21 protein-coding genes are annotated in these 25,304 nt (G+C 41.9%); 4 read left to right on the top strand and 17 right to left on the bottom strand.

What is annotated here, in order from left to right; genetic code table 11:
* Positions 1 to 50: 50 nt before the first annotated feature.
* The 16 genes from CY0110_RS23160 to CY0110_RS23080 form a co-directional block, all read right to left on the bottom strand.
* Positions 51 to 3,314 (bottom strand): ATP-binding protein, encoded by a 3,264-nt coding sequence (locus tag CY0110_RS23160; protein ID WP_008278019.1) that lies wholly within the window; start codon positions 3,312 to 3,314, stop codon positions 51 to 53.
* Between the two features lie 12 nt (positions 3,315 to 3,326).
* Positions 3,327 to 3,917 (bottom strand): ribbon-helix-helix domain-containing protein, encoded by a 591-nt coding sequence (locus CY0110_RS23155; protein WP_008278018.1) that lies wholly within the window; start codon positions 3,915 to 3,917, stop codon positions 3,327 to 3,329.
* Between the two features lie 28 nt (positions 3,918 to 3,945).
* Entirely contained in the window at positions 3,946 to 4,068 is a 123-nt protein-coding gene (locus tag CY0110_RS31480; protein WP_269720026.1) for a hypothetical protein, read from the bottom strand.
* 112 nt (positions 4,069 to 4,180) lie between these two features.
* Positions 4,181 to 5,923 carry a type IV secretory system conjugative DNA transfer family protein gene (locus tag CY0110_RS23150; RefSeq protein WP_008278017.1) on the bottom strand — a complete coding sequence of 581 codons (1,743 nt, stop codon included), beginning with the start codon at positions 5,921 to 5,923 and terminating at the stop codon, positions 4,181 to 4,183.
* A 171-nt stretch (positions 5,924 to 6,094) separates the two neighbouring features.
* On the bottom strand, positions 6,095 to 6,997 hold the full coding sequence (locus tag CY0110_RS23145) for a hypothetical protein (RefSeq protein ID WP_008278015.1): 903 nt from the start codon (positions 6,995 to 6,997) through the stop codon (positions 6,095 to 6,097).
* Between the two features lie 2 nt (positions 6,998 to 6,999).
* A complete protein-coding gene (locus tag CY0110_RS23140; protein ID WP_008278014.1) occupies positions 7,000 to 7,287 on the bottom strand; it encodes a hypothetical protein in 288 nt (95 codons plus the stop codon).
* Positions 7,262 to 7,864, bottom strand: coding sequence for a hypothetical protein (locus tag CY0110_RS23135; protein ID WP_232285798.1), 603 nt, complete (start codon positions 7,862 to 7,864; stop codon positions 7,262 to 7,264). Before CY0110_RS23135 ends, CY0110_RS23140 begins: the two co-directional genes overlap by 26 nt.
* Positions 7,865 to 8,094: 230 nt before the next feature.
* Complete coding sequence (locus CY0110_RS23130) at positions 8,095 to 9,534, bottom strand: hypothetical protein (RefSeq protein ID WP_008278011.1); 1,440 nt, start codon at positions 9,532 to 9,534, stop codon at positions 8,095 to 8,097.
* Complete coding sequence (locus CY0110_RS23125) at positions 9,534 to 10,442, bottom strand: hypothetical protein (protein WP_008278010.1); 909 nt, start codon at positions 10,440 to 10,442, stop codon at positions 9,534 to 9,536. The genes CY0110_RS23130 and CY0110_RS23125 overlap by 1 nt, the downstream gene beginning before the upstream one ends.
* Before the next feature lie 19 nt (positions 10,443 to 10,461).
* Positions 10,462 to 11,508, bottom strand: a complete 1,047-nt coding sequence (locus CY0110_RS23120; protein ID WP_008278009.1) for a hypothetical protein — start codon at positions 11,506 to 11,508, stop codon at positions 10,462 to 10,464.
* A 9-nt stretch (positions 11,509 to 11,517) separates the two neighbouring features.
* Positions 11,518 to 12,342 carry a hypothetical protein gene (locus CY0110_RS23115; RefSeq protein ID WP_232285797.1) on the bottom strand — a complete coding sequence of 275 codons (825 nt, stop codon included), beginning with the start codon at positions 12,340 to 12,342 and terminating at the stop codon, positions 11,518 to 11,520.
* A 23-nt stretch (positions 12,343 to 12,365) separates the two neighbouring features.
* Positions 12,366 to 15,155, bottom strand: coding sequence for a type IV secretory system conjugative DNA transfer family protein (locus tag CY0110_RS23110; RefSeq protein WP_008278007.1), 2,790 nt, complete (start codon positions 15,153 to 15,155; stop codon positions 12,366 to 12,368).
* 342 nt (positions 15,156 to 15,497) lie between these two features.
* A complete protein-coding gene (locus CY0110_RS23100) occupies positions 15,498 to 16,046 on the bottom strand; it encodes a hypothetical protein (protein WP_232285796.1) in 549 nt (182 codons plus the stop codon).
* Between the two features lie 530 nt (positions 16,047 to 16,576).
* A complete protein-coding gene (locus tag CY0110_RS23090) occupies positions 16,577 to 17,098 on the bottom strand; it encodes a hypothetical protein (protein WP_008278003.1) in 522 nt (173 codons plus the stop codon).
* Entirely contained in the window at positions 17,095 to 18,162 is a 1,068-nt protein-coding gene (locus tag CY0110_RS23085; RefSeq protein ID WP_232285795.1) for a relaxase/mobilization nuclease domain-containing protein, read from the bottom strand. The genes CY0110_RS23090 and CY0110_RS23085 overlap by 4 nt, the downstream gene beginning before the upstream one ends.
* Positions 18,135 to 18,431 (bottom strand): plasmid mobilization protein, encoded by a 297-nt coding sequence (locus CY0110_RS23080; protein WP_008278001.1) that lies wholly within the window; start codon positions 18,429 to 18,431, stop codon positions 18,135 to 18,137. The genes CY0110_RS23085 and CY0110_RS23080 overlap by 28 nt, the downstream gene beginning before the upstream one ends.
* 264 nt (positions 18,432 to 18,695) lie before the next feature.
* Here CY0110_RS23080 and CY0110_RS23075 point away from each other — a divergent pair, with 264 nt between their 5' ends.
* From CY0110_RS23075 to CY0110_RS23065, 3 genes are read left to right on the top strand one after another with little or no spacing between them, the layout of a single operon-like run.
* Positions 18,696 to 19,850, top strand: coding sequence for a ParM/StbA family protein (locus tag CY0110_RS23075; protein WP_008278000.1), 1,155 nt, complete (start codon positions 18,696 to 18,698; stop codon positions 19,848 to 19,850).
* The gene (locus CY0110_RS23070; protein WP_008277999.1) at positions 19,837 to 20,259 is read left to right on the top strand and encodes a hypothetical protein; all 423 of its coding nucleotides are present in this window, start codon (positions 19,837 to 19,839) and stop codon (positions 20,257 to 20,259) included. Before CY0110_RS23075 ends, CY0110_RS23070 begins: the two co-directional genes overlap by 14 nt.
* Positions 20,260 to 20,280: 21 nt before the next feature.
* Complete coding sequence (locus CY0110_RS23065) at positions 20,281 to 20,817, top strand: metal-dependent phosphohydrolase (RefSeq protein WP_008277998.1); 537 nt, start codon at positions 20,281 to 20,283, stop codon at positions 20,815 to 20,817.
* Between the two features lie 369 nt (positions 20,818 to 21,186).
* Here the strand turns inward: CY0110_RS23065 and CY0110_RS23060 are convergent, their stop codons facing one another.
* The gene (locus CY0110_RS23060; RefSeq protein WP_232285794.1) at positions 21,187 to 21,441 is read right to left on the bottom strand and encodes a hypothetical protein; all 255 of its coding nucleotides are present in this window, start codon (positions 21,439 to 21,441) and stop codon (positions 21,187 to 21,189) included.
* Positions 21,442 to 21,495: 54 nt separating this feature from the next.
* Here CY0110_RS23060 and CY0110_RS23055 point away from each other — a divergent pair, with 54 nt between their 5' ends.
* Entirely contained in the window at positions 21,496 to 25,092 is a 3,597-nt protein-coding gene (locus CY0110_RS23055; RefSeq protein WP_008277996.1) for a hypothetical protein, read from the top strand.
* Positions 25,093 to 25,304 lie beyond the last annotated feature (212 nt).

The following is a 25,304-nucleotide window of genomic DNA, read 5'->3' as shown; positions in this document are numbered from 1 at the left end:
ATCAGTAAAAAGAGAAATATAATACTCAATTATTATACCTAAAAACCTCCTTAATAAGTAACTTTTGTTGTTAAATTTAATCTTTCCACAGGATTACGAGATAAAGCTTGATGAATCATATTAATTTCTGTTCCATCAAACTTAACAATATCCTTAAACTCAAAAGATAAACTAAGATTAATAGTAGCTTGAGCATTAGGACTATTCAATAAACTATTAATAGTATTAAAGAAACTCATAAACCCTCGATTATCTCCTTGATATTCTAAACGAACAAATTGACCTTGTGCTTGAATGGTCACAGTTTGTTCAATATTTAACGTAAAGAAAGGTCGATTTAATAATGATAAACTGGTTCCTAGTTTCCTATAATCCATAATTGAATTAACCGTAACTTCTAAACTTTCAACCCCTTGAACTTTATTATCTAAACATTGGTCTTTAAAATCATTAAAGGTTCTATCAACTGTCCCATCAAACGATAAAGTTGGGGGTTTATAATCAGCCATAGGAATACTAATAACTGACCCTTCAGTAGCATAACTTCCCCCATTTTCTCTAACTTTTCCACCGCCTAAAGAGACAGTCGTTTCTTGTTCTGCTATTTCCCCACTACCATAGTCTGCAACTACCTTAAAAGTAGTAGATTGATTAATTTGACATTCATATTCATCACTGGGTAAAAAGTTACCTGTTATCTCAACATTATTTTGATATAAAGTAATCGTTAAAGCTTCCTTTGCTTTCCATCTGACTCTAACTTGCTTTTCTTTATCTCCAGAGATAACTTGTGCGCTTAATTCAATAGTACGAGGTTCCGGTGGTTGTAGTATTCCCCGTCGATATAAAATAAAGCGATCGCTAAATTCAATAGTATTAGGAAGGATTAAATTTTGTCCTTCTGTTTTAATATAAAGGTGAGGTTTCTTTGGAGATATTTCAGATAAGTTTTCCGAACCAACTTTAAGATCCCATTGGCCTTCTAATAATCCCCGTCGAATAGTATCTCTTAAAAGAGAAATTTCTCCTTCTATGAGAAACCGTAAGCCTAAATCTTTAGCAAAGGTTTCTTTTAATGATTTAGTTGTCCAATACTCTAACCCGACTGGCCATACTTTCTGTAAAATAAAAGCAGGAGCATAAGGTTTTAAGGGTTCTTCAGATCGTATTTTCTGACAATCTTTTAATGCTTTAAAAATAACGTCTTGTTGGTTATTTTTCCCTTTAACATTACCCGTTTCATGGGAAGGTAAGGTATAATGTTTTAATCCATTAGGAGCTTTTACAGGGTCAGAATCAGGGTAAAATAAATGACGATAGGCATTAGTTAAAGCAACTCTGACATCTAAATTTTTCTTTCCTTCTCGTTCCCGTAATTGTTTCTGTTGACTTTCCGATAAATCTTCTAAACGAGTTTGTGACCCTAGAATATTTTTGATGGCTTTATATTCCCTAGCAACATCCATAGCATCCTCAATTTGAGTTTTATTAGCCACTAGAAATAATAAACGATTCCGAAATAATCTAAATTTACCAGCATCCCCTGTATTACCAAAAATTTGTGTTACTAAAGAAGGTGGTTCATCAGTCGAACTGTTAACGGTTCCTTCTTGAAAATCAATCACACATAAAGCAATATCATCTGGACGATCATCTACATCTGAAGGACTTTCAGGGGATGAAATTAAGGTAAAAAACTTCTTAGCAAAAATACTATCCCGACGTTCTCTTAAATCTTCTTTCGCCTCAGTACGGCCTACTTGTTCCTTTTCTTCTGTTACTATCTTATTGATAGAAGGTTCTTCTTTAAACCGAGATAAATTAGTAACGGGATCATCATCCAAATACCAAGCAACAGACACCAACTGGTCGATCACTTTACCCACAAAACCGATCTCGACACCAGGGGTCAACAATGATAAATTTAACTCGGCCCGTCGAATACCGGAACTAATTCCTTGGGTCAAAGAATGAAGAAAAATCGTTCTCGCTACCCAGGTAGAAAAAGGAGGTTTCCCTGCTAATAACCACTCTTGATCTTGCACTTGAGCATAAGCTTCTCGTCCGTTAGCATTGTAAATATCGGCCCCAATGGGACTACGCATAGGGGAACGTTGTAACCGAGACGTTAAGTCATTGGTTACATCTTCATCTACCCCAATGGGAATATGATGGGTATGAATTAAATAAACCCAATTCGGTTTAGTTTGCCATAAATGACGGACAATCTGAGCAAATAATCGTAATGCCCCCCTTGTCTTCTGAAACTCAGGAATAGAGGCGATTTTCTTGGTTAATAAACTAAATAACTCAGGATGAAACGGATAACTTTGGGCGATCGCTTGAGCATAGTTAGCATCTTTAGACGCATCGGGTAAATTAACCTGAGTAGTCCGATAAGCTTTTAAGTATTCAGTGGAGATCGCTTCTGCTGTGGTAGCATCTACGGCGGCAAATAGCCGTTGTTTAACAATATTATAGATTTCGATATCGTTACTAGGGGTCAAAACCCGTTCTTGTCGGGCTGACGCTTTGATTAATTCTTGTAATTCTATAGTTTCAGCCGCAAAGGTGTCTGTTGAAGAAGCTAAGGAATAAACGAAAATCAAATGATTACAGGCTGCAGCTAAGTCCATCAGGGAAAAGAGAAAATTAACAACCTGCTTGGCTAAATTACTATCTTTGATAGCTTTACCTTTTGCTGCACTTAAATAACGGGCAATCTCATCTAGAATAATAACGGTGGGCTTACCTTGTATCAATCGTTCCATCACCGAAGTACCAGGACTGACCCCTGATTGATCACTGGCCTGTAATAATTGATAACCTTCAATCCCCCCAATTTGATAAGCAAATTCTCCCCATAGGGTATAAGTCGTTATCCCTGTATCTTCGTGGTAAATGCCATTAATCGGGTCTAAATCTCGACCATCGACGGCTGCTACTTGAACGGGAGATGTAGGTAATAATTCAACGGACACAAAACGGTCTAAACCCGTAATATTTCTTCCTTGTTGACAAATATGCCATAGAGCAATTTCATCATGGGTTTTACCACCGCCGAAACTGGTTTCTAAGCGAATAACAGGGGAACCTGCACTTTTACCTGTTAACCGGCTGAAAACTTCTTTTAATAAGGTTTTAATACCATCAGTTGCAAAGGTATTAGCAAAGAAAATATCGGAATTTTGATAAACTTGGGGAGCTTTTCTCTCGACTACTAAACGTAGTTTCGCTGCGAATAAATCAACCGTTAATTCCCCTGATAAAATTTCGGCTCTAGGTTCGCACGTCTCAAAGATAGAAGATAACATTAATTCAAATAATTAAATAACTTTAGAAAAACTGAGAGTTTCTTGTTCAGGATGACTATTGATTGCAAAACCAAATTCTTTTAACCAAGATAGTTTTTTGGGTTCTTTTTCAATTTGTTCTAAGGTAATATCTCCTAATAATTTCTTCCATCCTTCTTGAGATGCTAATTGTTTTAGTGTCTCCCAAAGTAGGCAATTTATTTCTTCAAAAGCATCAGTTAAACATGGACTAATCATATTTATTAAAACTTCATCAGACAAAGATTTAGAATCTTTTACTAAATCAATTCCTGCAATGAATTTACCATGATTGAATTTATCTAATTGTTTTAAAGAAATACGCCAGAGATTAAAACTATTTCTATATTCCACTGATAACGTATAATTATTACCAAGGCTATCTATGTATTCTTTCATTAAGGTCTCCCCTTTCTTGAATTTTGTATCAAACTTAGGCAATTCAGAAGTTGGTTCATGGGGCATGGCCTCAATTATTTGCCTGATCAACTCAGAACGAGATAATCCGCAATTTGCGGAATAATGTTCCAGCTTTTCATCCTGTTCGTCCGTTAAACGAACTCTTAACCATTTTTCTTTTGCCATAGCTCTATCGTGACACAGTGGGGTACATTTAAGGAACTGGTGTCATTACTGATAATTTGTCAATTTTTCTCACACAATACTTAGATGAGCGACCGCTACTTCCACAGCCTTCTCCTTGGGATTCTCGAAGAATCTCACCATCGCCACGCACTGATTAATCAACCGCTCAATCACAACACGCACTATTCTTTCCATACCCCCAGATAGAACGCTGTTTTTTTGACAAATATTTAGCAAGAAGTTACTTAAACCTTTTTTCAGCCTTACAGAAGCTTAGATAAGAGTTCATCTGTATTATCATTTTCTTTGAGAAGTGAATCAGGAAAGAGTTCATCGACTGTTTCTTGTCTCAGTGTAAGATCGTCTGCTGTAATCTGAGGCCGATTTTGCGATCGCTCGATGAGGCCGGGGCGAAAAGAAGACTCCCAAACTTTTTCGCACCACTTATTCAAGTCTTTGTATCGCTTCGATGGCTTAAATCGGTGATGAACTGGAAAAAAGCCCTCCTTTTTTGTGGCAAAATGCGGATTTATGACAATGGCTTCACCTGTCTGCATCTGACCGATTTTAGCTGCTGACATCAAAGGCTTTGTTTTTACTTCCTCGGAGAAACTTCTGGTGGTTTTCCCAGAAGACACACTTTTATTTTTATGCTTGAGAACGACCTCTTTTTCTGGGAGGGCTTTAGCAATCCATTCGGCTGTTTCAATATCCTGGGGGTTCATGTAAGCACGAGTTGCACAAGCGCCGATAATGTTCCTAGCACCTACTTTACCGTACATTTCTTCGAGTTGGGTCATGTTTTGAACGCCTAAGATTCCACAGAATCCTTTACTTCTATGTTCATTGGGCCATTTCTTAAGCATTGGGATGTAGATGGTCGGAACCTCGTCGGCAAGAAGCACAAAAGGGTCTTTGCGATCCATCGCCATATTTTTATCGACAATCATGTTAATGAGTGCCGCGAATAAAGGAGCTAAGACATCGCGCTTTGATTGGTCTAACCCTAGGACTAACATCCGTTTTCCGGTCAATGTAGTTGGAATCGTGGTTTTACCGCATAAGACGCTTAGTAATTCTGGGACGATAAACCGGTTGAACATGAGTTGTGCGGTACTTTGGATACTCGCTTCTGTCTTCTCAGAAGATGCTGAGGATGTAAACTGGCCAAAGGCATCGAGAATCCAGGGATTCATCTCCTTTTTCTTTTTCAAAATCCGCCGTGCTAAATTAGAGATACTGAGAATTTTTGCACAGGTAATCAAATCCGGATATTTCATCGTTCGGGCTAACAAAAGCGTCGCTTTCGTCAATTGGTTCCCGGAGGGTCCAAAGAAACCATCTTCGCTTTGGGAACTTCCTTGCTTTTTGAAATTCGCATTAAGCACCTCTGACAACTGCGAAGCGGCCAACCCGCTGGTGGCATCTTGGATAAATTCAGTAATTGGATTCAATACGCCTGATTCTGCATAGCCAGGGGCTAAAATGTCGACTTGGTAGCCCTTAGCCCGCGCGTAGGTAGCTAAGATTGAAGTTTGGTCAGGGTACTTAAAGTCATACATGAAGATAGGATAGCCCCGATCAATACAACTCATCCCTATCGGATTGATAAAAGTAAAAGTTTTCCCAGAACTGGCAGCACCTAAAATCAATGCACTTCGGTTTAGGTCAGGTAAGTAAATAGGGTCAGTTCCAAAAGGATTATTGTTTGGCTCTCCTATCCAAGCCGTAACCGGTGCTCGTTTCTTCTCTTTCATCTGAGCCAGCGCAACTTTTTTAGCATTATTCAGTTCTTTTTGACCACCAAACCGTCCGGTTGCTAATTGTCCTCTTGATGACTTGACTCCCCCGCCACCACCTTTGGCGATCGCCAGAACAGCCATCATTACCAAAGCACCTAATAACATCATTCCTTCGGGTTGCAGAAAGTAATTGGCCATTGACCCGTTATGGAAAGATTCACTCAATGCGGTTTGAATAGAAGATGTAGGTTTAGTATCATTCATAATCCAAGTACGGTAAGGGTTTTAGGGTTCCGCAGCAGTGACTATTTTGCCTATAGATAATTGAGGATGCTGCGGATTTTCTTTTTGTGTTTAGATCCGCAGCAACTTCTATTGTTTATAAGAATTATAGGGGTTGCTGCGGGTAGGTGTAGCTCTTACAGGGAATAGGTTTCACCGTTCTAGCCCCGCACTCTTTGTTTGCCCTCTCTGCTTGATGACTTTTGCAGCCTCAGCAAAATTCTTGAGGTCTTTTTTGGTGAGTTTGTCTTCCATGACACCATTCTTCAAACTAAAGACTTCTCCGCGATCGCCTTTGGTATCTCGGATGCTTATTCCCCCTTCTTTGTCTCTCTTGAACTCGTAGGTAGATCCTTTCATCCTGGTAGAGCCATCGGGTTGTTGTACTCCACCCTTATCGAGTAAAGAGTTTGTAAACTGGGTCAACGTGAATTGACGGTCTAAGTCTGTTGCAAGGGAGCGACCATTGCCCGTAATCGTAGCAATTCCATCAGAGATTTTTGTCCGTAGTGATTGTGCCATTTCTTTGGCCTTATCCAACAAGGAAGTAGTCCCTTTGAATTGGAGGCGCACGTCACTGTCGTTTATTCGCAATTCGTCAGTAAGAGTATTCTCTACAACAGTAAGGACGGAGACTGGTTTTTGCTCGTCCATTGAAAAAACTGGAGTTTCTTCTTTTACGAGTGTTTCTACATCCTTACCAGCTTTTAGTTCCCTAACTTCTTTAGTTAGCTCAGCTACCATCTCATATAGCTTTTCTGTGTTAGGTTGCTGTGGCTGTGAAACTACTACCGCTTCTTCTGCTTTATTAGGGGTAGGGTCTGACTTCTTTTCTAAGTTAGGGAGCGGTTGGCGGTTTTCTCTCGTAGGAGTAGTCGTCGGTGATTGCTGACTTTCTTTCTGCTTTTGAGCCTCACGCATTTCCTGGACTTGTTTGGCTAAGTCCGCAACCGTACCTGTCAGTCGTTTAATGCTCTCAAGCATCAAAGCTGCGGTGGCGACTTCCATTTCTTTCGTTGCATCCGCAGCCCTGGCTGCATTGTGGTCGTTTAACATGGCTAATCAGGGGTATATGATATTAAAGGACGGTTTAAGCGGTTCAGACACACTTGACTGCCCCGAAGGGCGAACACAGGCTCGCCGTCGAAAGCAATGACTATCTCTAAAGGTTTGTAGTCTGGGGAAACTTGGGCATTGATATGTATCCCTTGAATGGTTTGTTGATAAACTAAAAAGCCATCGCAAAACACCTCGAAGGTGGTCCATCTGTAATTCGGTGAAAGGGGACTGTAAAGGGCCTCCCCTAACGCCACCGTGTGATCATAGTTCAGTAGTTGCTCGCTCATCGGCTTCCTCCTTGGTTGGTTTCCCCATCTCAATCAAAGAATTTACGGCGTTTTTAGACAAATGATTTCGCTCTCTGGCATCGGCTTCACTATATCCCTGTCTTAAATCAGCGATAAATAGCTCAACTCTTGTAAATATCAACCGATTTCGAGAGGTATCCTCTAACTCTTTCTTGGCGGTGGCTAAGCCTTGCTCAAATACTTCAATTCTCTCAGTATCAATGTTTTTAGGGTTAGGACGTGCTACCGCTAAGTAACCCTCATCTAAGGATGGTGAGGGTCTATACTCAGTCGGATTTAGAGTAACGGTTAGGTATTTAGCGGAGCCCTTGCCGTAGGTGAGTCGAAACTTATAAATCTTTTCTCCTTGTGGTGATACTGTTACCACCGTTAAGGTAGTGCTTGGCGTAGAGGGCAAGTTCTCGAATTCCAAGCCTTGTACTCGCTTCAAGTGAAGTACCGTTACTCCACCTCGACAGGGCAAATTACATAACTCCCCTGCATAGTCTAAGACCAGCTTAGAAGGGTCGTCGAGCCACACTTGTTTTACTGATTCATTGAGCTTTGTAAAGTTCAAGGTCAATCCAGATCCAGGCCATACCGATAAGATGGGGTAACTACCGGAGGCAATCTTATCGGCTTCGTAGTTGATTTCATAACCGGCATACAACGCACCAGTGTTAGTTATCCTTGGTAACTCAACTTGAGACTCAGTAAAAAAATAAGCAGGATTTTGATTGGTAGCCAGTGTTTTCGGTCCAATGCTCGCTAGAGCAAGAGTAGTTAGTAGTAATATTGTTTGTTTCATTATCTTTGATAGTCGAAATCAAATTCAGGGACTTCTTTTTGTTGGTTAGGTATCGAATTATCAGAGGCGATCGGGATAGGAGTCGGTTTTACCACTCGTACTATCACCTCGGTCCCGTCTTCTACGATGTACATTTCTATGGGGCGACTGATTCTTCGACGGTTTCCCCCGTTAGCAGCGTTCATTAACAAAGACATTTCTGCTGCTCCTTCGATACCACCTAATCCACCAATGGCAGTGGCCATCTGACCGATAGCTCCCCAATTCAACCCTTCCTCTTCAGAGATTTCTCGCCGTTGGGCGATAACAGGACCTTGTTCACTTGTTACCCTAATCGTATTTCCATTTAAGGTAATGTCTTGATAGTCTTCTTCCCCCTCAAAGGCTATATCAGTGGCGTTGAGAGAAACAACTAAGTCATTGAACATAGCTTCTGCAATCACCGTAGCCCCTTCAGGGATTAAAACGTCTCCATTGGTTCCGACTAGAGGCTCTAGCAACGTCATAGCTACCGTATTAGCTTCTCCACGAGAACGAGCAACGGTAGCGATTCCGCCTTCAATTCGTGCTCTGACACTTTGAGTTGTCAGAGTAGCCGATACTCCGACCATACCGTTATTCGATGCGACTAATACTCCGCTATTTTCTTGTGCATAGTCGATTTGTTCTATCGGTTCGGCTCTGCCAGATGCCTTAAACGAACCGACTTGTGCTAACTCTTCCCATCGCTGATCAGAATCAATTTGTTTTTCTTGCTTCGTGGGACTTTGGTTCCTCGTAGCCGTTTGAGGTTTTGTGGAATTAGAGGCAGGGGTGCGACGTTCTATTTTTCTTTGTTGGACTACCCGTCTTTGTGGACGTGTCTGAGTTCGTTGAACCGGTTGACTACGGGGTGGTTGCCTACGGACTACGACTTGCTTAGTTGCTGGCTTGGGTTTTGTCGAATTTTCTACCTTTTCTACTGATTCTCGACTAGGAACGTCTGATTCAGTCGTTTTAGGTTGACTGCGATTTAACCGCTCCATTCGTTGTTTCTGTTCGGCTAAAGCTAACTGTGCTAGCAGTTCATCTTTCTCGTCTTCTCCCTCTGTTTGAGTCCCTCCGAATAATTCTTCGCTTTTTTCTTCAGATGAAATCGAGTCGAAACTAGCCGATTCTTTGGGAGTTTGAGTGAGCGAATAAATTGCAACCAATGTTCCTACGGTTATAGCCGAGCCTAACCCCACAAACACTAATTTACTTAGTGGATGACTGGCGAAAGTGTGTTGAGTAAAATGTCTTTGAAAATCCTCTTCTAATTCAGGATCGAGAGGTACATCATTTTCGGTTGCTCTGATGGTTTCTCCGTTGTTGTCGAACAGAGTATCATCGGAGTTCTGTTCAGCAAGTTGGTTATCTAACCCTAGGGTGTCTCTAATTTGTTGAATGTGGTCGGTCATTATTCATCCTCCATAGGTTGAGTCGGTTGAGGCTGAGGTTGAGCAGGAAGCTCTAAAAAATCACCCCCTTGGGGAGTAGTTGTGTCTAATGGGGTCATCTTGGTGATTTGCAAGCCGATTTTGGTAATATCGGCTATTCGTTCTTGGATATTAGTCGAAATGTCAGGGAGAGGATCGAATTGAGGATTTACTGATTTGAGATAAATCACTTGTTTGAAGGGTTCAGGTTCGGGGCTTCTCCGACTTCCTCCACTTTGGCTTTCGATTATGTACCGGGTTCCAACTACAGTTACAGTCCACTCATCTGATTTACCATCGACTGGAATGGGATTTCCTAAAAAATCAATTTTGAACAACACCTGAGTGGTTCCATTGAAGCTATTGGGTGGAGTAATATCTGCTAACTTGCTTAGAAATTGATCACGAAAACCAGGCGCGATGGCTGCGACAGAAGCAACATAAGCATTTACTGTCACTCGGTTATTGACATTTCCTTCTTTACGGGGAATCGTTATTCCTGTGTCAAAGCCATCGCCCTGCGTTAGCCCCTCTTGAGTTTCTAATATGGGAGTTACAGTGAATAACGCAGTCAGGATATCTGATGTAAATCGTTGAATAGCTTTAGGAGTTCGTTGCGAGGCTGGAATAGCATCGGTTAGAAGTCCTGTTCCATCTCCTTTTTCTACCAAAGTGGCGGGTGGTTTATTAGCAATCCGTCCAATTTGAACCATTTGCACTAACTGAAGTACAAATACTAATCCTAACCCGGCCACATTAATAAGTAGGAACAACCAAAGTCCGATCAAATTTTGATGCTTTGTAAGTTTTCCCTTAATGCTCTTTAAGCTTTTATTTTCGGGATTTTCTACGTTATCTTTTTGTTTTTTTCCGTTAAATGAACCTAACATAACCTTAATTTCCTCTGTACTAGGCTTTCTTCGTAATCATTGAGGCTGCTCCGGTCGTAGCAGATGCGGCCATTGATGTCATAGCACCCCAGATAACAAATCCACTTCCCGAAGCCATTGCAAAGCTTATAATTGGGGCGCAAATTCCGACAAACAAAGCAAACCATGCAGGATCGTTCAAACCAGCATTGGTCGCAACTGAGGCGGCTAAACCGATAAGTAAATTGAAGAAAATCTTTGCTAATCCGAATGAGAAAAACCCTGACAACCATCCAATAAAAGCCGGCGTTCCGAATCCTATCAAAGATCCTCCTAACGCTAGTGGAGCCGTTAGACCAATCAAAATCATTACCGCTTCAAGCATATTTTGATACGCCTTCATGAGAGCGAAAAGAATAGCGTATAAAATGGGTTCCCAGATTGGAGAGAACAAACCGATCAAGGCTCCACCTGTGCCGTTTTGTACAGCGTTTGAGGCATTTCGGAAACTATCTATAATATCTCCAATCCATTGTGCTGCTCCGAAGACGTTCCCAAATGAATTAGCGAGTTCGTTACCATAGTCTGCGGCTTTTTGAAGGCAGTCTGCTCTAGCGGCTCCTGTCATCGAGAGACAGCCTCGGTAAGCATCTTCTACAGTTTGTTGGAGCATTACCTGTCCACCGAGATTCTTCAAGGCTTCGTCTAATTGAACACCGGCAACTACACTGGTCGCTACTTGATCTGAGATTTGATTAATGATTCCTCGTAGCCCTAACACCGTTTGGGCTAACAAAGCACCATCAGCAGCGAACATGGTCATGGCAATCAATGGCCAGATTACGATGTTGAATTGCGGTGCTTTGTGATTGTTCATGTCTTTGAACGTCAACAGACCAGCAATAATGACTGCTACAACTGCAAATAATTCTCCCAATTGAACCATTGAGCCAAAGATGGTGGCTCCCGATATATTCCCCCCGGCAAATAAGTTAGTCCAGGTTTGATCCCAGGCTTGGGCAGTGTCATTGGTCGTGTTGATGCCATTCTGGAGAATATTAGTGAATGACCCTATGAAATAGCTCACAATTACCTCCTAGTACATTCCTAGACCATTAACAGCCCTGATAAGCCCGTCTGTTACCACTCTTTTTTCAACTTGTTTTTCGGTTTGCTCTTTATCTAATGTCTTGGAGATATTAGCTAAGTTGAGATTGGCAATTTGTTGATCGACTCGACTCATTTCTGCTGTGTTAGCCTGACCTTGTTGTAAAATAGTTTGCTGCGCTTCCATCAGAGCCATCATTCGTAGTAGTTTGCGTTCATTTCGGGTTCTAAGTGCCTGAGTTCCTATTTCCATTGAAGTTCTGGCAATGGTCTCGTTGGTTTCGATACGCTTTTTCATATCTTCTTGGCCTTGGGTACTCAGTATCGTATTACTATTGAGTAAGGCCAGCCCGCGATCACCAGCGTGTTTAACATCGTCGGCAATCACGCTAGGGTTACTAACATATCCCCAACTGGGTTCTTCAGACGAATCTAGTAGAATATCTACCATTTCTTGCTGGTAGTTTTCAGGGATAGGAAGTCCTAAAATACCTTCATTGTCCTCCATTGCCTCAATGATGCTTCCACCGTCTAGGGCAATGTCATTACAGATTTCTAAGGGAACGTCTGAACCATTACAAGTATTTCTAGCGTTTCCTACTAAACCTTCTACGATGGTCATGCCATTAGAATTGAAGACTTCTTCGACATAGCCAAAGGCTTCTTCTCCGAGATTAAATAACTCTTCTGCTGTTTCAACAACACCACCAAAGAGATACTCATCGGCTAATCGGATCAATGGTGAATCAATGAAGCCTAGGAAGGCCATAGCGGGGGTTCCAATTATGAGGCTTCCCCCTATTGCACTTGACACAATTACTGTTTTCTTGTTGATTTTCACGCGGCTTTACTCTCCACATCGATAGTTTGATAATGGGCTTGGTACACCTCTTTAATAGGCATTCCTTTCATGTGGGCTTCCCTGAAGAGTTCAGAGAATTGGTATAACGCCATGAAGACGTTATCGGGGTAGTATTCTTTGAGGGCTTCTCTGACGTCTGCTTCATCTGTGTTATTGACCAGTGTGGCAAGCTGTACTGGTGGTGCGTAGTAATTGACATAGCTAAATCGAGATCCATCAAAAAATAGCCATTGTGTACGTCCTTTGGCTTTATCAGGCTCGAATTTTGTACATCGCCGAACCATCTCTTCCTGAATACCAAGAATATTCACACAGGATTCAATTGCCGTTTCTTCGATCCTCCCTAACATTCGGTAGTGCATATTTTGCAAAATGTCTCCAGCCGTGGAGGGATTATTAGCAATTTGGTTAGGAGCTTGGGCGCTCAGTACCACCCGAATACCTGATTTACTGCCGTTGGCAAATAAGGAGGCAACAATCTTAGAGATTGCAGGAAATTTTAGTAGGATCGGAGATTCATCGATAAAGAACAGAGTTCTTTGATACTCAAGGGAGCGACTGTAAGCTGCGGTAAAGGCAATGAGAGCAAAAATCAGAGACTCATCCTCTTTGAGGGCAGTTAACGCAAATACCATTAACATAGCATCAGGCTTAACTGTAGAGGGACGACCGATCGCATTTCCTAATTCACTATTGAGCCAGTAACTTAATTGCAACTGAACAAAATAGAGAGTGTTGTTCAGCGTCTTATCATCCATGACAAACTCTTTGGGGAGTTCGGCTCGGATGGTGTCGGCATTACACAGTGCCATGAAGTCTTTGAGGGTTGGGCTTTCTTGCCATGCTTGGCTACCGACACCCCCTGCTTCTGCTCTTTCATATCGAGCAAGAATTGTCTCATTTTTAAAAAAAGCATTGACCGCAAAGGAAATAACCGTTTTCACTTCGGTTTCCAATCTGGCATCAAGCTGAGCGGCTTTGCCTCCTAAGACCATGGCCACTAAGGTTTCCTTCAGAAATCCAGTGTATAATTGCCAGCGTATTTTGCGCTCTCTTTCTTTTTTAATCTTGCTGAGATTGATACGGTCGAAGATGTTGAATGAGTGTTCTCTAACGTCGAAATAATCTCCAATTACATCGAGGTATTTTGTGTAATCAGTAAACGTAGAACGCCCACTAGAACCAGGGTAGTCAATTGCCACCACTGGAATTCCTTGAGAGAGGGCGGTGGTAAGCACTGAGCCAATTGCAACGGATTTACCACTACGTGAACTAGCAAAGAAACCCACATGACGTCCTTCGTACTGAAACACATCCAGATACACGGGGATTTTGCTGTCTTGGGCGATGAGTTCTACTCCCTGTTTAGCTGAACTTAGGGTGGTAAAAAGCGGTAAAAAAGCCAAAACTTCTTCATTTCGATAGGTTAATGTTCGGTTCGATAAAGGATTGACTAGAAACTTATTCCGAGTAATGGGTAGGGCTTGTAGCCACAGTTCCCAAGCAACTTCTTTTTCTCTAGACACTACTGCGGGAGCTTGGTATTGATTTTGTACAATACGACAAAGCTTCTTTAAGGTATCTGGATCGGGAGCGTGGATAATAATCGCAATGGCTGTGTTAAAAGGGATACTCCCTTTAATCATTGATTTCTGGGCTTCGATACTTTCTTCTAAGTCTTCCCCGGCAGCTACGTTGATTTCTCCTTTGGCTTGGGCTTCTTTACCTCGGTTTTTACTTTGGCGAATCAATTTTTCCATATTGATTCGTGCTAGCCTGCTGTCCCCTCTCCAGATTTGCGTCACAAATTCAACGTGTTTGATGTTGTTTTTGTTAAGCAAGTCGAATAAGTAACGCATTTGCTTTTCTGGGTTTTCCCAAGCGTAGGGCTTGTCTAGAAAAGTCAGAATACCGCTATAGGTTTGAGTATTGGGGTGGTACAGCCATGCTCTATCATTAATAGGGACATGGTGAGAAGTTAGTAATGTTGCAGGACAAGTCTCACTCCAGGTTTCAAGCCTTAATCCGTCTTTGTCATAGGTTAGTAGTTGTGGGAAACCGCTTGGTACGGGATCATCGTTAAATACTTCCCAAATATAGGCTTTCATCTCTTCTGGAGTCATTGGATAAACCGATAATCCTAGTTTGTCGCTCAGATAAGAATGCCATTGGGCTAACGTCTCATCCGCACACCGAAAAACCCGTTCTACTTCTTCTTGTCCCGTGTTATTGGCATCTCCAAAATGAGCTAAGATATGAGACTGTACCCAAAGTAACCCTTTCTCCATCCAGTCCGTGGCTTCTTTTTCACTTTCTGCATAGTAGGTGACAAAAAGGTGATCCTCTTTGACAACTCGAAGTCCTTTATCTCCGATTTCCCGTACCCGCTTGCGATCGCCTAGAAGAAAAAAGCTAAGTTCATCACAAGGGGCTGAATCACAGAGTTTGTTTAGGTATTGTTGTCTATCACTATCATCGGGAGTGACCTTAGACCGTATCATCAACGCATCATTCATGGGGAAATCTTTTAGCCCATTTTTTAGTTGCTCATGGATGTAGTAGAGGTCTTCTTGATTGGTATAAGAATGAATCCCTTTTAGTTTCCAACCGAAAGTAACGGCATAAGGTCCATCATCTTTTTCTTGCAAAAGATAAGCGCCGGCTCGGAAATCTCCTTTTTCAAAAGAACAATAACAGACAAGGTCTAAGTGATTCTGGATATCTTCATAAATCTCTACCCGTTTCTTCTTAGTTTTTTGTCCCATCTTGGGAAGTCCTCTGCTTCAACGGATTCTTAAAGAGCCTACGTCCCCTCGACCATGGGGTTGCTCTACGGTATTTGTTGAAATATTGCCAGTGGTGTTTGCCTAGAACTAACACGATTGTGAAGAACACCCACAGGGTAGCTCCGACTCCGACAATCATGTTCCCAGTATTGACATGGGCTAGGTAGCCGAAAAGAAATCCGACAATGGCGGCGAAGAACTGTATAGGGCTAAAGGAGCCTATTAACGGAACTTTCCCCACCATTCGGTTTACAATAATTATGTCTTCCTCTTTCATAATTTGTTTTATGCGTGAGGGGTGAGATTAGGGTGTTCTTATTCCTAGGTGACTACAAATCCTGCAACGATATCGACAACAGAGATAATGAGAAGACTCGCTAAAGGTAACTGTGCCGCTTCAAAGAATCCTTCTTGTCGTTTAATTGCTAAGAATATCTGTACTCCTGCAATGGCAAGGTAAATAACAACAGCTGCACGGAGGACATTAAAGATCAATTCCGCGATAGCTGTAGCATTGGGAAACGAAGTGGTCATCCATTGTTCAATGTTGTCTAACCATAGTGCATGAGCGGCTCCACCAAAGTTGACTAAGAAAAAGCCAGTCAAGGCTCCTACGACGACTAATCGCATTAAAAATCGATGATTATTTAAGTTTCCGTAAAGACTATCCCAGAAACCTAATGCACATCCGAACAATAGGGCTAAAATAAAAAAAGAAATGTCTGCATGGAGGACACCGAGGATTCCGATTCCAAAAATGGTAATCAGAAGGTATCCGAATTGTGTGTCCTCTTTACTTAGCCGTTTTGTCTTTCTGGCTTCGCTTTTCAAGGGCGTTTGTTCGTAATTTACATCAAAAGCTTGCATCATTTTTCCTCAGAGTTTGAAATTTCAAGCAATTCAGTTTCAAGTAATTCGCTTTTAAAGCGCCTTAATGTTTCAACAAACAACTGTACGGCTTGGTCATAATGGAATCCGTGACTGCGGATGGTGTCCTTTATAGGGCTAAGTCCTTTCTCTCGATATATTCGAGCGAATTCGGACTTACTGTGCTGTCCGGTTTTGACACTGAGATACAGTTGCAATGCGTAGAGAGCTTCTAGTTGGCTCCATTCGAGTACGGTTAAAGTCGAACCTATTCCGATCGTCGTCAGATGCGATCGCCATGTTCGATTACTGGATACTCGCAATACCTCCTTAGCTTCTTTATGGGTAAGTTGGAGTTTCACCATGATTGGTAAGGATAAACCCCTGAAAAAAACTATGGTGTAGGGGTTCGTCTATATTGTGGGAGTAATTTCTTAATTTGTGAAGGGGGTTACGGTTGATTGGGCAAGGCTTCTAGGCTTTTTAACGACGGTACTTTTTTATATATTCTGGCAGTTTTCTCAGAGCTTTCTTTATTTCTCACGACATACTTGCATTGTCTCAACAATGACGTTTATCGAGCTATTTTCATCGAGCCGATTTACTTTATGTGTGCAGGTGTCATTGAGTGAGTGGCTTTGCGCTTTTTCGATCAACCTACCTTTGTCTTCTATGACGCCTTTTATGGCGCTTTCTTTATACTTCTTATACTCTTCCGGTAGTGTTACTGGATTATCGAGTTGATTTTGATATAGCGCAGCCTTGGCGAGATAGCCATTTACTTGAACTGCAGGATTATCATTTTGTGAAATGAGATAGCGCTCAATGGTTTGGAAGTGCCCTCGATGCTCCTCTATCGGACTATCGACCATATCGATAAGGTTGCCGTGATAATCTGGCTCAGGAAGTGGCAAATAGTCAATAGCTTTACCTACTTGTCGGAAACCGAATTTAATTCCTGTGTCTAACCATACCAACAGCACCAATGGGCCTAATCCTGTCATATATATAGGACTGAGTAGAAGAACGAGTAATCCTAGTAATGGATTTTTCACTGTAATACCTCCTTGGCGTGGCTTCTTGCTACGGCTGACTGTGCTTTACGATATATGGTATCAATATATCGTAAAGCTTTATCTCTCTGGTAATTTTCTGATTGCTTATAACGTCCGATTACAGGACTTTGAGTAAGTACCCTTTTAACTGATTTGTTAGAATATCCGTTTTTCAGTAATCTGCAAGCAATTAGAATGTCTCTTGTCTGGGGGTCTACCTTTTCTGAGAATTTAGAAGCTAAAGTTTGATAAACCTTTTCTAACTGACTTCTCTCTTGAGTTACTAGGGCGGCTTGGTTTTCCCTTAGTTGCTGTTCAATGCGAGTCCAACTATACCGCTTTCCTAATTTACCCCCTCCAAAAGCGATCCCGTTATAGCCGAAGGATATACCACTAATCGTTTTGTCTTTGCGTTTTCTCAATCTTGTTTCAATCCCCTCGGTTTTGAGCTTATCCTTTAGGTTTTCGGGTGAGGTAATGGTAGGAAGAACCTTGTCTAAAGCGTCTTGAATAACGACTCGTGGCAGAGGTGTTTGCGTTCTTGTTTGCATCCGTTTCTCTCCGGTAGTAGGAGATTTTCGTTCTTTTCCATGACTTGGTTCTACCACTTGAAGATTGTAAGCAGATTCTAGCTTACGTATCGCCGCCTCAGTTCGATATTTTGACCACGCATCATCAACGGCGCTTCCATCAATAATGCTGATTCTATTCGCCACGATATGAATATGGTTATGGTCTGCGTCTGTATGTCTGAACACAACGTACTGATGTTTATCAAAGCCCATTTCTCGGAGGTAATCTTGAGCAATTTTTTTCCACGTTTCATTATCAAGGTTCTCGTCTTTAGCCGTTGACAATGACGTATGCCAAACGTATCGGTTGATAGTTCTATGCAATGCTTGTCCTCTTTTAAATTCTCTCGCAATATTCACCGGGTCGTTAAAGGCGACATTACCACCGACTTGATAAGCACCTTCTTTGTCGGCGACATACCTTAACAAGCTGTAGGCATCTCTTCCGTGAGTTACTTTACCAATCACTCTACTTTCTCCATCCCAATACAATCACCGCGTAATGCTTTGATCTGCTCTAGTAACATTTCTAGATTAGGTTCAATTCTTCCTTGTACCATGTCTTCTACCGTCTCTTGAATTAAAGCGAGGTCTAGGTACAATTCTCTTGCTTCTCTGGGACTGTTTTTCTTTGGAAATTGTTTTTTGCTGATCAGTATTCTAAAAAAATCGCTGACAGATAGTCCTCTTGATTTGGCTTCTTTCTTGACTGATTGATATTCATCTTTGGGTACTCGGAGTCTTATTTCTTGCTGTTCCATAACCTTGGATTATCCTTTTTCTTCGATTATATTCTAGAAGTCTCAACAAACACTGCTTGCTTCGTCGACTACCCGCCGAATCGACCTTGACATGAAGCACTGAAACCGCACAATGATGCACTTTTTAGTCACGTTTTAGGAGATGAGAAAGTGTGTAAGAGTTCGTAAAACGTGCGGAGTCGTGCACATCCGCCAGTCCAAAATCGTTAATTTTTAGAATTGGCGTGTATAGTGAAAAAAAGAGAACTGAAGGAGAAGGTAAAAATGTCAGACTTGACCATGGCCTTAGACTTCGGATCGAGTTTGGGACGCGCTATTTACACTACCAGCAGTAGTTACGTTAAACCCGAACTTCTACTTTTAGATCCTCACGTAGTAGAAGTCCCTAATATTTCTATTGCTAACTATGAAAAATACAAGGTAGGTAATCCTAGTCCTCAAGACTCATCCTGGGTCAATCTCAACGATACTTATTTCGCCGTAGGCTTTTTGGCTAAGCGTCAGTTTAGTACGATCCATTGTTTGAATTCCTTGAAAATTGATTCGGCTATTCCATTGACCCTAGCTATGGTTGGTGCAGTGGCAGAAATTAAGGGGTTAGGTACAACTTTCAGTTTAGACTTAGGCGTGTTACTCCCTTGGTCTGAGTTCAAAGATAAAGATAAACTCAAATCGGTTTTAGACTCCGCATTACAGAGTTTTGAATACCGAGGTCAGCAATACCATGTAACACTACAGGCATTCGATGCCCTTCCTGAAGGCGGGGGTTTATTCGCCAGAGGTCGAGTCGCTTCTAAAGGTAAGCCGATGAAGCGGGTTACTGAAACTAACTTAGTTGTTCTGATGATCGGCTATCGCAATGCCTCAATCTTAGTGGTAGAACGAGGCGAATTGACCATAGGGCTAACCAGTGAGTTTGGTTTCTCCCAAATGATTACTAAGATAAAAACGTTTACATCAGGGCAATCTGAAGACGTTTTAATTCCTGCCATTTGTACAGGGAAATCGATTAGCGATCGCACCTTAGAACGATTAGCCCGTAGTCAGAGAGCCGAACTCAGAGAAGCAGAAAAAAAAGAGATTAAAGATGCTATCGAAGACTCTCAGCAAGAATATGTCGCAACCTTGACCAATTGGATTAGTCAACAAATCCCTCCTCATTTAGAAATCGATGAGATTTTACTGGGTGGTGGTACAGCAAAATATTTTAAACGTAATCTCACTACCTTACTAAAGTCTTATGGGGCTCAAATTAATTGGTCACAATCCCTTGAGAAGAGAGTCGTGCAAACATTCGGTAATGAAGTGTCGAAGAATTACTTAGCTTCTCGATTAGCGGATGTATATGGCTTGTTTTATAGACTACTGAAGAAGCCCCTACCACGGCTTAAGGAGGTGGTAACTCGTGAATCGGCTTAACTTCCAATTTCGACACCAACCCACAGAAGATAGTCGCTACGCCCCTTTGATTCACTACTACAACAAGTCAAAACAAGACTTAGAGGTTCCTAAAAAGGATTTCGTTATGAATGCTCTAGAAGCATTTTGGCTGCCATTTGCGGTGAAATGGAGCGGCGGTACACCAGAAGAAGTAACCAATGCAGTAACACGCTCTATTTATCTACTAGAACATCACATCGAACTACTCCGATATCGATTCGGAGCTAAAACGATGCAACCGACTGTATCATCTCCTCCAACTCCCCTCTACCCTAATCAACATAGCTTTACTGAGTCGGCAACAGAAGAGGTAGAAGATGACCTTAACTTCGATGAAGACTATCGTGATTACGACGAAGAAGATTCCTTACTCGATTCAATGTTTTAATTACTCTGAGGTTTATTAATTATGAGCTATACCAAAGATCAATTACAAAAAGATTTTTCATTAGATGATTCTGACTTCAAAGAGACCATCAAAGCTATCGGTCTCTCTCCCAATAAGAAGAACTTTACCCAAAAAGAACGCGATCGCATCGAAGAAGCTATAAAGCTCTTTGATTCAGGCGCCGCCAGTTCCTACGAGGATATGGCTAACTACTTTAAACAGAAATATCCTCCTAATGTAGATAGTACCATTACGGCTCAGTTAGACCAACAAGCCGTAGAAACAGGATTGCAGCTAGGAGAACGCCAAGCTCAAATCATGAGTCAAGTGATTCCGCAAGTGACCGTAAAACGATTATCTCAAATGATTCAATCAGGACAACTTAAAGATAGCTTCCAACAATATTGGAACCAAGCGACACAGGAGGGGGAGGATATCAACGTCTCAGAGTTGGTAGACGATTACCTGGAGACGTATCAAATAACACCGAGTACAACCCCGACGAACTTACTCAACTCATCGACGGAATCATCGGAGAACGACTCCGACTTGCCCTAGAGCAAAATCAACAATATGTCGAAGTTGAGGCGAAGCGTATCCAAGTCGAACGGGAACGCAGTAAAGTATTTTGGAAAAAAGTTCAGACTTGGGCTAGCTTTATCAATAATTGGTCTTGGGCAGCCGTTATTATTGCAGGTAGTTTTTCAACAGGAATTTACATCGGACTCAATCTTCTTCCTAGCGGCGTAGTATGTCCCTCAGAGTCTAGCCCCTGTTATTGGCTAAGGATTGACGGAAGAAAGACAGCACCAAAATAGCCTAAAGTTTGCTCTGGGACTACTTTTCACCTTTCCGCAGCAATGTCTATTTTTCTTATACATTATAGAGTTTGCTGCGGATTCAAGAGAAGTCTACGAACCGTAGACTTTAAATCAAGTCCTCTAAATCGAGATATCCTTCACTAAGTTGTTCGCTGATATCAAGTCCAGACCTAGCAATTCCTCGGTCTCTAATTTTAGTTCTGGCTTCGTTGACTTCTTCTAAAGCTTCCCTGGCTCTATCTTCGGCTTGGCTAATCTCTTCTTCTGTCCAACCTTTCTTTAATAATTTAGCCCGCTTATCAGGATACATATTCCCCTGCTTGTCGTAATTAGCTGAGATTTCGATTGGCGGGATCAACATAGTCATTTTCCTTGATTACTTCAAAAGCTTACATTAGTTCTTATATATTACATCATGGGCATAGAATTAACTCATTTTGACACGAAAACTCGTCAACCTCTTAATATTGATGAGAAAATCGACAACTGTATTGCTGAATATCTTTTTCCAGAGGCTAAGTTCCAAATTGGTCACATGAACCCAGAAACGGTAAAGGAAAAAGATTTAGCCCCTCACGATGATCGGTCTCTTCAATTCTCTTCAGGTAAGCGCCTCTATTACTCTAATGAGATAGTCGGGGAACAATTGTTTCCGAAACCTAGTGATCGCGCAGCCTATGGCTCTTTGCCTTTTACACCCGTTAATAAACTATTAGATATCAAACAAGCACGAGTTTTAATCATTGACGATGAGACTGGGAACAGTGGTGGTGTTCTCCACGATAAAGAATTCGCCAAGAATCTTGTGGGAGATTGCTATGGCAAAATGAGCTTTGAGTTAGCTCAGGAACTGACAGGGAAAGACAATACTCCGATTCAGTTTCGCCTGGGTATTAAACCCCAAGAAAGAAATGACGCTTTTCGTATTGCTAAAGGGACATTAGCGCCGGATATTCGCCTCGATGACCTGGGGTCAACCCGAAACGACAGAGGCATTAAAGTCGAAGCCGATGCCAATGTGGTTAAAGACCTGAATCTCGGTGAATATGACTTTATCTTAGCATCGAGTATGTTCAAGGGTAGGAAAGGAGAGCAAGCGATCACTCCAGGAAGCTATAAGCTCGACCTTGGACTGGGACTTAAAACCGAAGCCGAATATGGTAAGCAAAAACTCGGAGTCCAAGTCTTGGTCAATTACCCCAAAGGCGTAGAACAAGACATTTTGCCGATTGTCAAAGGAAAAGCACGGGAATTACGAGATTCTCTTGATAGTCCCGCTGCGTTAGCAAACGCCTTCATTAAGTATTACGAGGATAAGCAAGAGCTTCAAGCCACAACCAGTGAAGAAGAAAAAGAATTCTTGCCATTATTTGATGCGTTTGAAGAAGAACCTGCCCGTCTTTCTAGCGAAGAAGCTCTGTATAAGCTACTCAAAACTGATCTCGATAACCACGGTCAACTCTTAGAACATCCCTATGTCGTCGACCAACTTAAAAGCTTTGTTCAATCTCGATGGAAAGAATTAGGGTTTTCCGGTGGCGTTCGTATCAAATCAGCCTTGGCACAGCCGAGTAATAAGCTAGGCGAAGATGAAATCTGTGCGCCGAATCTCCCTGACGGCAAGGAGGTCATTGTCACGCGATCGCCTTTAGTGAACTCCAACGGGGTCATTATTCTTAAAAATAAGCATATTCCAGAATTGATGCGGTTGAACGGGTCTATCCATATCAATCCATCTACCGCAGCCAAACACCTCCAAGCTGATTTCGATGGCGATCGCCTAGCCTATGAGAGAGCGGATAAATTTCCTGCTCTTGCAGCCGAAATCAAAGAAAAACTCTTACCTCAAAATCGCTATCCCGATATCGTTAAGCGCGATAAAGTTCCCTATACAGGGTCTTTTGAGAGCATAGCCATTCAATGTGCGGATAATCAAATTGGACTGATTGCTAATCAGATAATGAAGTCGGTGGCCATTTACAACGATACCTATGCCCGCCCTGCTGACGAAAAACCTAAAATGGTCAAAAAAGCGGCCTATTATTACCGAGGGATTCTTGCGAAGGCTGAGAAAAAAGGAATCGATATTCCTAAACAGTACGCCGTTCAAATGAAACGCGTAGCACAGTTAGCTAATGTCAAGCAACTTCACTCTGGTCATATTGATGGAGCATTAGCTACCATTCGGTCAATTCAGTTAGGCGCCGTGGCTGATTTAGGTAATGAACTTCAAGTCGCTGTTGACGGTCCGAAATCAGCATCTCGACCGAACATGGATAGGTTTGCTGCCATCAAAGCTGCTAGTAACTGTGTCAAAGTCGGGTTTATGCCAGACAGAAAGGATAAAGATGTGTTTCTGGATCGTCCTGCTATGGTTACGACTTATTCACCGATTGATACCATGCTTCGAGCGGTCAATACTGAATTCATGCAAAGCACGCTCAGTATCACACCGCGTCCCACCCATACTTTCCGTGATCTCTTTCCTAAACCCGATGACCAATACCTCGAAATTGCCAAAGAAATTCAAGGCGAGTTCAATGACCGTTTAAAACACGCTATGGAGATGAGCGATACCTACAATAACAATCCTGAACTTGCTCAAACTCATCTAAGGCTACCTTGGAAAGATCAACAAATCTCTATAACACGCTCTGATCTGCGTGATTCCTCAATCAGCATTGACCAAGAACTTAGAGTGAGTATAGAACCTCGACCCCGCGATTTAGACATTCCTAACCGTGAGGTGGCATACGCTCATATTGATGGTGAAAAGAAGCTGTTAGGGGCGATCGCTATCAACAACATTACTACGACTGGCGAAACGATTAAACCTTTTAAAACGGAAGCTTTAATCGTCCCTGGTATCACTGAAAGTCAAGTTGAATCCGCATGGCGATCGCTTGATAGTTACACCAGAGAGATTCAAGATAAATATGATTCTGAGGAGAAAACACAGATTGCTCAAGGAATGTGGCACGTTTCTCACTCTCGGAGTGAATTTGCTACTAAAAAAGCTTTAGCTGCGTTCCGAGTATTTCCTGAAGAGTCCTTAGCTCAACTCAAAGAACTTCAGTTAGACCAATTACAAGTCGTTGGACTTCAATACGATACCAATAAACTCAAAAGCCAAGACTTAGCCGGTCAGACACTTCAATGTGAAATGGTGATGCAGGAAATCCCCAGTAAGAATGGGACTAAGCTGATGCGCGGAGTGGCTGTCGAGGGTCAGTTCCTTGGTCCCCTTCAACAAGAATCCCCTGGATATCCTATTGATACAATTTTCAAAGCTGAATTCGTCCCCGATCCCCCCGCCAAGGCGATCGCCACTCTTAAAGATGGAACCGAGTTGGCCATTGGTAAAGTCAGGGATAATCAGTACAAAGACACCGTGTTTACCGGCAAAGAGGCTAACCTCAAGATTACCCCCTTCAAAGACGGACGACATCGACAACAATTCCGAGTTAGTCTCGATGGTAAAACTATCGGTGAGTTGGATAGACAAAGTGCTACACAGTTTCGTCAACTCATTGATCAAAAAGGAGTGCAAGGGGTCAAAGAATCTTTTACAGTTTATGCCGATCTCGAAACGCTACCAGCTAATACCGGTAGCCTGAAGGTCGAATCTGACTCATTGCAGTATCCTTGGCAGCTTGACCAGAATAAAGTCAAAACTGACCCCGAATACACAAAAGAGCTTGAGATGGATAATCTGAGAAACTCCCTCAAAGCTCGCTACGATAAGTATGCTGATAAATTAAAAATGCACTACCACGGCGATCTACAAGGTAAGGAATTAGATACAGCCGTTGCTAGATTGGCCTTTCTCGATAACAATAGCCGTAGCGATGTTTCCGCCATTTTATCCCAGTCCCCCACAGTAACAGCTAAGCGCCCTGACTACGACTCGCCAGACTTTCCAGCTTTCAGGGAAAAAGCAACGGCTTATATTCGTGGGATTACAAATACTGTACAACAGCAATTTGAAAAAAAGAAAGGGATTCAAAGATAAACATCTCAATTAGGGATAAGACGTTTCTCCCTTATCTATAACTTTTTTGTCTCTTGCGCTAGCAAAAAAAAAGGAGCTAATTAAGTATTTTTACTTAGTAATACTATGCACTTAAAGCTCACACTTTAGCACTATAAGCGCACGTTTTTGTGCTTTCACGCTAGTGAAAAAGCCTTTTTTTCGTGCTTTTGTGTGCATTACCCGTGCATACA

Origin of the sequence: Crocosphaera chwakensis CCY0110, assembly GCF_000169335.1 — a bacterium.
Taxonomy (GTDB): Bacteria; Cyanobacteriota; Cyanobacteriia; order Cyanobacteriales; family Microcystaceae; genus Crocosphaera; species Crocosphaera chwakensis.
This window is presented reverse-complemented; position numbering and strand designations above follow the sequence as displayed.

Bases quoted from the DNA above. Each gene is read 5' to 3' on its own strand.
- CY0110_RS23160 (WP_008278019.1), bottom strand. From the start codon at position 3,314: ATGTTATCTTCTATCTTTGAGACGTGCGAACCTAGAGCCGAAATTTTA.
- CY0110_RS23155 (WP_008278018.1), bottom strand. From the start codon at position 3,917: ATGGCAAAAGAAAAATGGTTAAGAGTTCGTTTAACGGACGAACAGGAT.
- CY0110_RS23150 (WP_008278017.1), bottom strand. From the start codon at position 5,923: ATGAATGATACTAAACCTACATCTTCTATTCAAACCGCATTGAGTGAA.
- CY0110_RS23145 (WP_008278015.1), bottom strand. From the start codon at position 6,997: ATGTTAAACGACCACAATGCAGCCAGGGCTGCGGATGCAACGAAAGAA.
- CY0110_RS23140 (WP_008278014.1), bottom strand. From the start codon at position 7,287: ATGAGCGAGCAACTACTGAACTATGATCACACGGTGGCGTTAGGGGAG.
- CY0110_RS23130 (WP_008278011.1), bottom strand. From the start codon at position 9,534: ATGACCGACCACATTCAACAAATTAGAGACACCCTAGGGTTAGATAAC.
- CY0110_RS23125 (WP_008278010.1), bottom strand. From the start codon at position 10,442: ATGTTAGGTTCATTTAACGGAAAAAAACAAAAAGATAACGTAGAAAAT.
- CY0110_RS23110 (WP_008278007.1), bottom strand. From the start codon at position 15,155: ATGGGACAAAAAACTAAGAAGAAACGGGTAGAGATTTATGAAGATATC.
- CY0110_RS23100 (WP_232285796.1), bottom strand. From the start codon at position 16,046: ATGATGCAAGCTTTTGATGTAAATTACGAACAAACGCCCTTGAAAAGC.
- CY0110_RS23080 (WP_008278001.1), bottom strand. From the start codon at position 18,431: ATGGAACAGCAAGAAATAAGACTCCGAGTACCCAAAGATGAATATCAA.
- CY0110_RS23075 (WP_008278000.1), top strand. From the start codon at position 18,696: ATGTCAGACTTGACCATGGCCTTAGACTTCGGATCGAGTTTGGGACGC.
- CY0110_RS23065 (WP_008277998.1), top strand. From the start codon at position 20,281: ATGAGCTATACCAAAGATCAATTACAAAAAGATTTTTCATTAGATGAT.
- CY0110_RS23060 (WP_232285794.1), bottom strand. From the start codon at position 21,441: ATGTTGATCCCGCCAATCGAAATCTCAGCTAATTACGACAAGCAGGGG.
- CY0110_RS23055 (WP_008277996.1), top strand. From the start codon at position 21,496: ATGGGCATAGAATTAACTCATTTTGACACGAAAACTCGTCAACCTCTT.